The sequence below is a fragment of the Sphingomonas paucimobilis NBRC 13935 genome (assembly GCF_000739895.2).
GTDB classification, from domain to species: Bacteria; Pseudomonadota; Alphaproteobacteria; order Sphingomonadales; family Sphingomonadaceae; genus Sphingomonas; species Sphingomonas paucimobilis.
Window position 1 is genome coordinate 91,279 of the sequence record NZ_BBJS01000011.1, and the last position, 12,060, is coordinate 103,338.

Consider the following 12,060-nt stretch of genomic DNA (forward strand, 5'->3'; position numbering starts at 1 on the left):
CCCATGATGCGCAAGCAGCTTTCCCTGATTCCGCTCCTCCTGCTGGGGGCCTGCACCGTCGGGCCCAATTATGCGGGACCTCCCAAGGGTGTCGGTTCGGCGGCGCAACCGCCCGCCGGCTTCGCCCGCGCCGATGCCAGCGTCGCGACGACCGCACCTGCGGTCGCCGAGTGGTGGACGACGTTGAACGACCCGATGCTCACCTGGCTGGAGGAGCAGGCGCTGGCCGCCAATCCCAATGTCGCGGTGGCGCAGGCACGGTTGAAGCAGGCGCGCGCCTCGCTGCGGCTGGAGCGGGCCAATCAGGCGCCCAATGCCAATGCCAGTGCGACCTATCTCCATGCCGACCTGCCGGGGATCAATCTCGGTGGCGGGCAGCAACAGGGTGGCGGCGAGCAAGGCGGTGGCCAGGGTGGTGCCAATGGCGGTGCGGCCGGCGGTGGTTCGGGCGGACAGAGCCTCGACTTCTTCAATCTCGGCTTCGATGCGAGCTGGGAGATTGATCTGTTCGGTGGCCAGCGCCGCACGGTCGAGGCGGCCCGGGCCAATGCGGCGGCGGCGGAGGCCAATGTCGCCGACGCGCAAGTGTCGCTCAGCGCGGATGTCGCCCAGGCTTATGTCGGGCTTCGCGACGCGCAGCAGCGGCTGATCCTGGCGCGTGAGGCATCGCGGATGCAGCGCGACACGCTGAACCTGACGCAGCAGCGGTTCAACAACGGCACCGCCTCGCAGCTTGAGGTCGAGCGGCTGCGCAATCAGGTGGAAAGCACCGATGCACAGATCCTGCCGCTCTCGGCCTCGGTCGAGACCTATCTCAACGCGCTGGCCATTCTGATCGGCGAAGCGCCGGGAACGCTCGACCAGCGCCTGGGGCAGGCGGCGCCGGTGCCCTTGCCGCCCGCGCAGGTGGCAGTGGGTGATCCGACCTCGCTGTTGCAACGCCGACCCGACATCCGCGCCGCCGAGCGCCGTCTAGCGGCGCAGACCGCCCGCATCGGCGTGGCGGAGGCGGCGAAGTTTCCGCGGCTCAACCTGATGGGAATCATCGGCATCGGCGGCACGTCGCTCGACGCGCTGACCGATCTCGACAATCTGGTGACGCTAGGCGCGCCGATGCTCCAGTGGAACGTGCTGAACTTCGGTCGCGCCAACGCCCGTGTCGGCCAAGCCGAGGGCGCGCGGGACGAAGCGGAGGCGCAGTATCGCGGGGCGGTCCTGTCGGCGCTGCGCGATGCGGAGGATGCGCTCGCCCGGTTCCGCGCGCGTCGCAACACGGTCGCGACGCTGGCTCGGGCCAAGGCTTCGGCCGATCGCTCGGCAGTGCTGATGCAGCAACGCTACCGCGCGGGCGCCGCGACGCTGATCGACACGCTGGATGCCGAGCGGCAGCGCGTATCGGCACAGCAATCACTGTCGCAGGCGGTCGCCGGACTGACCAACGACTATGTGGCGTTGCAAAAGGCGCTCGGGCTGGGCTGGCGCGCGCCGACCGGGGCGTGATCCTTCGCGATTAATATTGCGGCACCCACGGGTTGAACGGAGCCCATCGGATCAATCGCCGCCAGGGTCACGCGTCCTCCCTGATGGGGATCGTTGCGAAGCTTGATCTTCTTCATGTGCTCCACCCCGGCGAAGGCCGGGGTCCAGTCGCGACGCGATGGGGCGGCTTACCGGCGTTTACCCAACTGGATCTTGGCCTTCGCCGGAATGGTGTGGCCGGTTTTGCACCGACCTCCCGTAAGGGGATAGGACCAGCGAAGCTGGAGGGGCGCCGCACGCCTTGAATGTACTACGCTCGCGATCGCTGACGCTCCTCCGTCAGGGCTTCGCCCTGCTATCTCGCCTTCCAGGGGGGATATGCACCGGCCTTTCACACCTTCTCGGCCGCGCCGATTCGCTCATGCGCTTCGCGTTCGATCGTCTCCAGTTCCTCGACCGTCTGGATGAGCGCCGTCATTTGCTGGCGTAGCTCGTCGATACGCTCGCGGCATCGCTCGGCCAGCACGCGCATCTGTTCGACATGCTGAGGATCGGCGTCGTAGAGCCGCAAAAACTCCTCGATCTCGCGCAGCGAAAAGCCCAGCCGCTTGCCGCGCAGGATCAATTGCATCCGGCCCGTTTCGCGCTTCGAATAGACACGCGCGGTGCCGACGCGGCGCGGCTCGATCAGGCCGCGATCCTCGTAGAAGCGCAATGTCCGCGTCGTCACACCCAGGCTGTTGGCCACATCCTGGATGCCGCGCAACTCCTCTTCGTCACTCACCCTGTCGTTCCCCCACCCGCAGCCGCCTTGGCGGCCGCCTTCGCCAGTTCTTCCTCGACCAGTTCCTTTTTCGACAATTTGCCGATCAAGGTCTTGGGCAGGCTCTTGCGGATTTCGACCTCGCGGGGAAGCTCGATCTTGCTGACCTTGTCCTGTAGAAATACACGCAATTCCGTAGGGGAAACCTCATGGTCCGGGGTCAGAGTGACAAAGGCCTTGGGCGACTGGCCACGATAGGCATCGGGCACGCCGATCACGACCGCCTCGGCGACGGCGGGATGCTCGTACAGCGCTTCCTCGATCATACGCGGATAGACGTTATAGCCGCCGCACAGGATCACGTCCTTGATCCGGTCGACGATGAACAGATAACCGTCCTCGTCGAGATAGCCGACATCGCCCGTGCGCAGCGCGCCGTCGATAAAGACCTGCTCGCTCTCCGCCGGCTTGTTCCAATAGCCGGACATCACCTGTGGCCCGCGCGCGCAGATTTCGCCGACCTCACCCGGCGGCATCAGCCGGTCGGGATTGTCGCGGTCGCGGATCTCGATCGTGGTGCCGGGGAAGGGGAGGCCGGCCGACCCGCCCTTATTCTCACCGGTCAGCGGGTTGCAGGTGATAATCGGCGACGCTTCCGACAGGCCATAGCCCTCGACCAGCTTGCCGCCGGTCGTCGTCTCGAACGCGACGCGCACCTCGGCGGGAAGCGGCGCACCGCCCGAGATACAGGCCTTGATCGCCGACAGGTCGACGCTGCGTGCCTCGGCCACGCCCGCGATCGCATTGTAGATGGTGGGGACGGCCGGGAAATAGGTCGGCTTGCTGCGCGCGATGGTCCTGAGCACCTGATCCAGCTCGAACCGGGGCAGCAGGATCATCTCGGCGCCGACGCGGATGGCGAAGCTGAGCACCGTGGTGAGCGCGAAGACGTGGAAGAGGGGCAGGACGCCCAGGATACGTTCCTCGCCGATCGCCTCCTCGCCGCCGGTGTGCACCACCATCGCATCGGCATTGGCGATCAGATTGGCATGGGACAGCATCGCCGCCTTGGGGCTGCCGGTGGTGCCGCCGGTATATTGCAGCACGGCCACGTCGTCGGGCTTGGCGGAGACGGGGCTGGTCTGGGTGCCCCGCTTCATCATCTGCGCGAAGGTCAGGTGGCGGGGGGCGGGGCCCGGCTTGGCGATCATCGAGCGCTTGAGCAGCCGATAGGCCCAGCCCTTCACGACCGGCAGGGCGTCGGCGACGGGGCAGGCGATGACATGGCGCAACGCCAATTTGTCGGCGGCCTTGCTGACCCGTTCATAGATGTCGGGAATGTCACAGGTCGCGATGATCTCCGCGCCCGAGTCCTCCAGAAGATGGCACAGCTCGCGCTCGACATAGAGCGGGTTGACGTTGACGACGATGCCACCGACCTTCAGCGTCGCGAAGAACAGGACCGGGTAATAGACGATATTGGGCAGGCAGAGCGCGACCCGCATACCCGGCTTGACCCCCAGCGCCTGAAGCCCGGCGGCGGCGCGATCGACCATGTCGCTGAGTTCGCCATAGCGGGTGATTCGACCCATGAAATCGATGGCGGGGCGATCCCGATGCCGCCGTACCGTAGTCTCGAACATGTCGGTCAGCAACCGCGGCTCGAACGACAGTGGTCGTCCCGTCGCCTGCCCCCTGGCGCCCCCACCTCCAGCCTCTGCGACAGATCCGATCGTCATCGTGCGGCTCTCCTTCGATATTTTTTCGACCATACCCGGTTGTCGATTGCGGTCGAGTTTCTTATGGTGTTTACGTATAGGGTAGGTAACGCACCTTAACGTGAGGCTGCAAGCCCAAAGATGACCGCACAAGAGAGGATTGGATGACCAACATCGTGATCGCCGGCTATGCCCGCTCTCCCTTTACGCAGGCGGGCAAGGGTGCCCTGGCCCGGGTTCGCCCCGATGATATCGCCGCCCAGGTGATTCGGGGACTCATCGAGCGCAGCGGCGTCGATCCCGCCGAAATCGAGGACATCATCCTGGGCTGCGCCTTTCCCGAGGGCGAGCAGGGGATGAACGTCGCGCGGCTGATCGGCCTGCTCGCGGACTTGCCATTGTCGGTCGGCGGCATGACGGTGAACCGCTTCTGCGGATCGTCCATGTCGGCGATCCATATCGCCATGGGCCAGATCCAGATCGGCGCAGGCGAGGCCTTCATCTGCGCCGGCATCGAGTCGATGAGCCGCGTGCCGATGGGGGGCTATAATCCGCTGCCCAACCCCGAACTCGCGGCCGCGCGGCCGGGCGCCTATATGGGCATGGGCCAGACTGCCGAGAATGTCGCGCAGAAGTATCAGATCACCCGCGCCGAACAGGAGAAGTTCGCGGTCGCCAGCCAGAAGAAGGCCGCCGAGGCCCGCGCCGCCGGGCGTCTGGCCGATGAGATCGTGCCGATCCACACCAAGGCGGGCGATGTCACCGAGGACGGTCTGATCCGTCCCGACACGACCGAGGAAGTCCTGTCCGGCCTGAAGCCTGCCTTCGACAAGGACGGTACGGTGACGGCGGGTACCGCGTCGCCGCTGACCGATGGCGCGGCGGCGGTACTCGTTACCTCGGAAGAGTTCGCCAAGAAACATGGTCTGAAAATCTTGGCCCGTATCAAGTCGGTCGGTATTTCGGGCTGCGAGCCTGAGACGATGGGCCTCGGCCCGATCGGTTCGTCCAAGAAGGCGCTGGCGCGCGCGGGCGTGTCGGCCAGCGACCTCGACGTGGTCGAGATCAACGAAGCCTTTGCCAGCCAGGCGATCGCCTGCATCCGCGATCTGGGCCTCAAGGACGAGACGATCAACAAGGATGGCGGCGCGATAGCGATCGGCCATCCTCTGGGCGCCACCGGCGCGCGCATCGTCGGCAAGGCAGCCGCGCTGCTGGCACGTGACGGCGGCCACTATGCGCTTGCCACCCAGTGCATCGGCGGCGGGCAGGGCATCGCCACGGTTCTGGAGCGTGCATGATGGCTGACACGATCAATAAGGTTTGCGTGATCGGCGCAGGGGTGATGGGAGCTGGCATCGCGGCGCAGGTTGCCAATGCCGGTGTCCCCGTCCTGCTGCTCGACATCGTGCCCAAGGACGGTGCCGATCGCGACGCCATCGCCAAGGGTGCCGTGGCGAAGATGCTCAAGACCGAGCCCGCGGCCTTCATGTCGCCTGCCGCCGCCAAGCTGGTGGAAACGGGCAATATCGAGGATCACCTGGGCAAGGTCGCCGAGTGCGACTGGATCGTCGAGGCGGTGGTCGAGCGGCTGGACATCAAGCAGGCGCTTTATGCCCGGCTGGAGGAATTGAAGCGTCCTGGCACGGCGGTGTCGTCCAACACCTCGACCATTCCGCTCGGCCATCTGGTCGAGGGGCGGTCGGCGCAGTTCAGACAAGACTTCCTCATCACCCATTTCTTCAATCCGCCGCGCTATATGCGGCTGATCGAGATCGTGACCTCGCCCGATACCGACGCCGGTGTCGCCGCCAAGGTCGAGCAGTTCGTCGATCACCGCATGGGCAAGCGGATCGTCCGCGCCAAGGACACGCCGGGCTTCATCGCCAACCGCATTGGCACCTATTGGCTGGCGATCGCGCTCAACGCCGCGCTCGACCAGGGGCTGACCGTCGAGGAGGCGGACCAGATCGGTGGGCGGCCGATGGGCGTGCCCAAGACCGGCATTTTTGGGCTGCTCGACCTGGTCGGCATCGACCTGATGCCGCTGCTCGCCAAGTCGCTGTCCTCGACCCTGCCGGAGGGTGACGCCTATTTCGACACGATCCGCCCGCTGCCGCTGATCGACAAGATGATCGCGGAAGGCTTTACCGGTCGCAAGGGCAAGGGCGGTTTCTATCGCCTCGACAAGAAGCCCGATGGGACCAAGGCCAAGCAGTCGCTCGACCTCCAGACCGGCGAATACCGGCCTGAGAAGAAGCCAGATCGTCTGCCCGGCCGTGCCGAGAAGGATTTGGCCGCGTTGGTCGCGACGCCGGGCAAGGTCGGCGACTATGCCTGGGCGATCCTGGGTCCTGTCCTGTCCTATGCGGCGGGTCTGGTCGGCGAGGCGGCCGACGATGTGGTCGCGATCGATGACGCGATGAAGCTGGGCTATAACTGGAAGTTCGGTCCGTTCGAGCTGATCGACCGGATGGGGCCGGGCAAGCTGGCCGAGCGGCTCCGCGCCGAGGGCAAGCCGGTCCCGGCGCTGCTGGAGACCGCGGGCGACCGTCCTTTCTACCGCGTGGTCGATGGCAAGCGTCAGTATCTGACGGTCGGCGGCGACTATGCCGATGTCGTCCGCGCCGAAGGCGTGCTGCTGCTGGAAGACATCAAGCTGCGCTCTGAGCCGCTGCTCAAGAACGGTTCGGCCTCGGCCTGGGATGTCGGTGACGGCGTCGTGGCGTTCGAGTTCACTGGCAAGATGAACGCGCTGGACGAGCAGGTTTTGTCGCTCCTGCAGAAGACCATCGCGCTGGTGAAGAGCCAGTATAAGGCGCTGGTCGTCTATAACGAGGGCAGCAACTTCTCGGCCGGTGCCAATCTCGGCCTCGCCATGTTCGCGGTGAACATCGCGGCCTGGGGCGAGGTCGACAAGCTGGTCGTCGCGGGGCAGCAGGCGTACAAGGCGCTGAAATACGCGCCTTTCCCGGTGGTCGCCGCACCGGCGGGCATGGCGCTGGGCGGTGGTTGCGAAATCCTGCTCCATGCCGATGCGATCCAGGCCCATGCGGAAAGCTATATCGGCCTGGTCGAGACCGGCGTCGGTCTGGTGCCCGGCTGGGGCGGCAATGGCGAGTTGATCGATCGCCTCGCCAAATCGCCCAAGATGCCCAAGGGGCCGATGCCTGCGGTCATGAAGGCGTTCGAGACCATCTCGACCGCGCAAGTGTCGCGCTCGGCGGCGCTGGCCAAGGACTTGGGCTATCTCCGCAAGGACGACGGCATCACCATGAACCGCGACCGGTTGCTGGCCGATGCCAAGCAGAAGGCGCTGTCGCTGGTCGAGGGCTATCAGCCGCCCGAAAAGCCGATCTTCCGCCTGCCGGGTGCGGCCGGACGGGTCGCTTTCAACGGCGCGGTTGCCGACTTCGCCAAGAAGGGCGTCGCCACGCCGTACGACGTGGTGGTGGCGGGCCGTCTGGCGAACATCGTCACCGGCGGCGAGGCCGACCTGATCGACGAGGTGAGCGAGGATCAGCTGCTCAAGCTGGAACGCGCCGCCTTCATGGAAAGCGTCAAGGATGCGCGGACCCAGGCGCGGGTCGAGCATATGCTCGAAACCGGCAAGCCGCTGCGCAATTGATCGGGAGAGGATAATCCCATGCAAGTCTATAACGCGCCGCTACGCGACATGCGTTTCGTCCTCCACGAACTGTTCAAGGAGGACGAGTTCGGCCCCGTCGCGGGGCAGGACGAATTCGGTCCCGAACTGTACGACGCCATCCTCGAAGAGGCGGCACGCGTCACGCAGGAAGTGCTGCTGCCGCTCAACGCCACCGGCGACATCGAAGGCTGCAAGCTGGAGAATGGCGTCGTCCGCACGCCCGCCGGGTTCAAGGAAGCCTATAGCCAGTTCTGCGAAGGCGGCTGGGCCGCGCTCGCCTCGCCGGTCGAATATGGCGGGCAGGGGCTGCCCGAGGCGGTGAACAAGCTGGTCGAGGAGATGATCTGCGCGACCAACCTGTCGTTCAGCCTTTATCCCGGCCTGACCCACGGCGCGACCACCGCGCTGATGGGCCATGGCTCGGAAGACCTCAAGAGCTTTTATCTGCCCAAGATGATCTCGGGCGAATGGTCGGGGACGATGTGCCTGACCGAGGCGCATTGCGGCACCGATCTGGGGCTGCTGCGCACCCGTGCCGAGCCGCAGGAGGATGGCTCCTATGCGATCACCGGCGGCAAGATCTTCATCTCGGCGGGCGACCATGACCTGACCGATAACGTGATCCACCTCGTCCTCGCGCGCACGCCCGATGCGCCCAAGGGGGTGAAGGGGATCAGCCTGTTCCTGGTGCCGAAATATCTGCCCAAGGACGACGGCTCGGTCGGTCCGGCCAACGGCGTCAGCGTCGCGGCGATCGAGCACAAGATGGGCCTGAAGGCATCGGCCACCTGCCAGCTGGAGTTCAACGACTCCAAGGGCTGGGTCGTCGGCGAGCTGAACAAGGGCCTGGCCGCCATGTTCACGATGATGAACACCGAGCGTGTGTCGGTGGGCATTCAGGGTCTGGGCGTCAACGAGATCGCCTATCAGTCGGCTGTCGCTTACGCCAAGGATCGCCTGCAAGGCCGGGCACTGGGCGGCGCGAAGCGGCCCGATCTGCCCGCCGACCCGATCATCGTCCACCCGGACGTACGCCGGATGCTGATGACGATGCGCGTCTATGCCGAAGGCTGTCGGGCGCTGGGCCAATGGGCGGCGCGTGGTCTGGATGCCGAGGCCCATGCCATCGACCCGGCCGACAAGGCGCGCGCGGCCGATTTCGTCGCGCTGATGACCCCGGTCGTGAAGGCATTGTTCACCGACCTGGCCTTTGACGCGGCCAATCTGGCGGTGCAGGTGCATGGCGGCCATGGCTTCATTCGCGACCATGGTATCGAGCAGTTCGTCCGCGACGCCCGCATCGCCCAGATCTACGAAGGCACCAACGGCGTCCAGGCGCTTGACTTGGTCGGTCGCAAGATGCCGGCGCATATGGGCCGCTATATGCGTCCCTTCTTCCATGCAGTGTCCGAGCAGGTCGAGGCGCTGACCAAGCATGAGGACAAGGCGCTCACCGGCTGGGCCGCCGCGCTCCAGCAGGCCTTCGGCGCGTTGCAGCTTAGCACCGGCATGATCGCGCAGAAGGGCATGAAGGACCCCGAGGAAGCGGGCGCGGCGGCGACCGATTATCTGCGGCTGCTCGGGCTGGTCGGCATCGGCCACTGCTTCCTGAAATCGGCGCGGATCGCGACCGAGCGGCTCGCCGAGGGCACGGACGAGGCGGCGTTCTACACCGCCAAGCTCGCCACCGCCGGTTTCTTCTTCGATCGCATCCTGCCGCAGGCGACGGCGGCGTTCCTGGCGATCAAGTCGGGCAAGCGTTCGACGATGGCGCTGGAATTGGAGGCGTTTTGAGGTGACACGATGCCGGCGGGACTTGATTGAGGTCAGTCGGCATCGTAGTCATAGAAGGATGTTGTCCTATGCGTCACGTGACGGACGTATAGGGAAATTCGGGGGCGACCGTGCATAAAGCGGCGTTCCGGCCCGAATGGCGGGTGTGGAGAGGAGAAGAGGCATGTTGTTGACCCTGACGGCCATGGCCCTGGCGGCGGCCGGTGCGAATGCGGACACGGTGATCGGTCGCTGGCAGACCCAGACGCGCGGTGGCGTGGTTGAAATCCAGAAGTGCGGCAACTCGGTTTGTGGCCGGATCCTCAGCTCCGAAAAGCTGCGCACCAATCCCAATCTGACCGACCAGAACAACCGCGATGCCAAGCTGCGCAATCGCCCGCTCAAGAACCTGCTGATCCTTCAGGGCTTTTCGCAGGACGGCAATGTCTGGAGCGGCGGCACCATCTACAATGCCGAGGACGGCAAGACCTATAGCGCCAAGTTGACGCCCGAAGGGCCCGACACGCTGAAGGTGCGCGGCTGCGTCTTCGTGCCGCTCTGCAAGACGCAGACCTGGACCCGTATTCGCTGATCCTTTTGCCTAATCACAAAATATTTCCGGGGAGTATGCTCATGACCAAGTCCTTTAAGGCTCCGCTCCTGGCGACCGCCATCCTGTCTTCGTCCTTCGCCTTTGCGGGGGCGGCGCATGGCCAGGCCTTCTATCTTCAGGAACAGTCGACTCGTGGCCAGGGCCGCGCCTTTTCGGGTGAGGGTGCCGACACCGGCGCGTCGTCGCTGTGGTGGAACCCGGCATCGATCGCCGGTATGGAACGCGGCGAAGCGGTGCTCGGCGCCTCGGCGATCATTCCCAAGGGCGATGTCGTCGATACCGGCACGCTGATCCGCCGCCCGGGCCAGACCTTCCAGCCGGTCGGTGGCAACCGGGTGTCGAGCGATCCGATCAATCGCGGTGTCGTCCCCTCGGGCGCGGTCGCTTTCCCGCTGAACGACCGGGTCGCGGTCGGCTTGGCGGTGACCTCGCCCTACAGCTTCACCACCGAATATGAGGCGAATAGCTGGGCCCGCTACAGCGCGCTCAAGACCGAGCTGCGGACCATCGACATCCAGCCCTCGGTCGGCGTGGCGCTGCTCGACTGGCTGCGCGTCGGCGGCGCGCTGAACGTCGAATATACCAAGGCCGAGCTGGGCAATGCGCTGCCCAACCTGTCCTCGGCGCTGCCCGATGGTTTCCAGCGCCTGAAGGGCGATGGCTGGGATCTGGGATGGACCGCCGGTGTGCAGCTGCACAATGACTGGGCAACCGTCGGCATCAGCTACAAGTCGCGCATCAAGCACCAGCTCAAGGGCAGCCTGGAAGTGGGCGGTCTGCTCGGGCCCCTCGCAGGCCAGAACCGGACGGTCGATGGCGCGACGGCGGAATTCTATACCCCGGCGCAGATCATCGTTGCGGGCCGTTTCCGCGCCACTGACAAGCTGACGCTCAACGCCCAGGCGGTGCGCTTCACCTGGGCCGATTTCGACGCGATCCGCCTCGGCGCGCCGATCAACACCGCGATCCCCGAGAACTACAAGAACAGCTTCTCGCTGGCTGGCGGTTTCGATTATGCGGCCAATGACCGCCTGACCCTGCGCGCGGGCGTGCAGCGCGGCATCACCCCGACCCAGAACGGCAATCGCGACGCGCGCGTGCCCGATGCGAACCGCTGGAACTACTCGATCGGCGGCTCGTACCAGGTGACGCCGCGCTTCACGCTGGATGCGGCGGGCAGCTATATCGACTTCACCAACGCTAGCATCGACCGTCGCACCGCCGCCTATGCGGGTACGGCCGTGCAGACGCCGATCCTGACCAACGGCCAGGTGCAGAATGCGCGTGCGTTCGTGGCGTCGATCGGTGGCCGCTTCAGCTTCTGACGGAGTTTGATTTGATGAAGATCGTCGTGCCCGTGAAGCGGGTGTTGGATTATAACGTGAAGCCGCGTGTGAAGGCGGACGGGACGGGCGTCGATCTGGCGAACGTGAAGATGTCGATGAACCCGTTCGACGAGATCGCGGTGGAAGAGGCGATCCGGCTGAAGGAGAAGGGGGCGGCTGCGGAAGTGGTCGTCGTCTCGATCGGCGAGCCCAAGGCGGCGGACACGCTGCGCACCGCGCTCGCCATGGGCGCGGACCGGGCGATCCTCATCACTTCGGACCAGCCGGTGGAGCCGCTCGGCGTCGCCAAGCTGCTCGCCAAGGTGGTCGAGGAGGAACAGCCCGGCCTCGTCATCCTGGGCAAGCAGGCGATCGACGGCGACAACAACCAGACCGGCCAGATGCTCGCCGGGCTGCTCGGCTGGGCACAGGGCACGTTCGCGTCCAAGGTCGAGATCGACGGCCAGACCGCCAACGTCACCCGCGAGGTCGATGGCGGCCTGGAGACGGTGGCCCTCACGCTGCCCGCGATCGTCACCACCGACCTGCGCCTCAACGAGCCGCGCTATGCGTCGCTCCCCAACATCATGAAGGCCAAGTCCAAGCCGATGGCGACCAAGACGGCGGCCGATTACGGCGTCGACATCGCGCCGCGCCTGACGATCACCCATGTCGCCGAGCCCGGTAAGCGCCAGGCGGGCGTCAAGGTCGGCTCGGTCGACGAGCTGGTCGAGAAACTG

9 protein-coding genes are annotated in these 12,060 nt (G+C 65.6%); 7 read left to right on the forward strand and 2 right to left on the reverse strand.

Annotation, left to right across the window (positions count from 1 at the left end; translation table 11 throughout):
* Window positions 1-6: 6 nt before the first annotated feature.
* Window positions 7-1,500, forward strand: a complete 1,494-nt coding sequence (locus SP6_RS03380; protein ID WP_007404100.1) for an efflux transporter outer membrane subunit — start codon at window positions 7-9, stop codon at window positions 1,498-1,500.
* Between the two features lie 370 nt (window positions 1,501-1,870).
* Here the strand turns inward: SP6_RS03380 and SP6_RS03385 are convergent, their stop codons facing one another.
* Window positions 1,871-2,263 carry a MerR family transcriptional regulator gene (locus SP6_RS03385; RefSeq protein WP_007404251.1) on the reverse strand — a complete coding sequence of 131 codons (393 nt, stop codon included), beginning with the start codon at window positions 2,261-2,263 and terminating at the stop codon, window positions 1,871-1,873.
* Complete coding sequence (locus tag SP6_RS03390; protein ID WP_042468547.1) at window positions 2,260-3,981, reverse strand: long-chain-fatty-acid--CoA ligase; 1,722 nt, start codon at window positions 3,979-3,981, stop codon at window positions 2,260-2,262. The genes SP6_RS03385 and SP6_RS03390 overlap by 4 nt, the downstream gene beginning before the upstream one ends.
* Window positions 3,982-4,124: 143 nt before the next feature.
* Here SP6_RS03390 and SP6_RS03395 point away from each other — a divergent pair, with 143 nt between their 5' ends.
* From SP6_RS03395 to SP6_RS03420, 6 genes are all read left to right on the forward strand, one after another.
* Window positions 4,125-5,261: a thiolase family protein gene (locus SP6_RS03395; protein WP_007404200.1), complete on the forward strand. Its 1,137-nt coding sequence runs from the start codon at window positions 4,125-4,127 to the stop codon at window positions 5,259-5,261.
* Window positions 5,261-7,588 carry a 3-hydroxyacyl-CoA dehydrogenase/enoyl-CoA hydratase family protein gene (locus SP6_RS03400; protein WP_037568084.1) on the forward strand — a complete coding sequence of 776 codons (2,328 nt, stop codon included), beginning with the start codon at window positions 5,261-5,263 and terminating at the stop codon, window positions 7,586-7,588. The genes SP6_RS03395 and SP6_RS03400 overlap by 1 nt, the downstream gene beginning before the upstream one ends.
* Window positions 7,589-7,606: 18 nt before the next feature.
* Complete coding sequence (locus SP6_RS03405; RefSeq protein WP_007404185.1) at window positions 7,607-9,403, forward strand: acyl-CoA dehydrogenase C-terminal domain-containing protein; 1,797 nt, start codon at window positions 7,607-7,609, stop codon at window positions 9,401-9,403.
* Window positions 9,404-9,566: 163 nt separating this feature from the next.
* Window positions 9,567-9,974: a DUF2147 domain-containing protein gene (locus SP6_RS03410; RefSeq protein WP_037567999.1), complete on the forward strand. Its 408-nt coding sequence runs from the start codon at window positions 9,567-9,569 to the stop codon at window positions 9,972-9,974.
* Between the two features lie 35 nt (window positions 9,975-10,009).
* Window positions 10,010-11,320 (forward strand): OmpP1/FadL family transporter, encoded by a 1,311-nt coding sequence (locus SP6_RS03415; RefSeq protein WP_007404227.1) that lies wholly within the window; start codon window positions 10,010-10,012, stop codon window positions 11,318-11,320.
* Window positions 11,321-11,334: 14 nt separating this feature from the next.
* The coding region (locus SP6_RS03420) for an electron transfer flavoprotein subunit beta/FixA family protein (RefSeq protein ID WP_042468542.1) at window positions 11,335-12,060 on the forward strand (726 nt) is incomplete at its 3' end.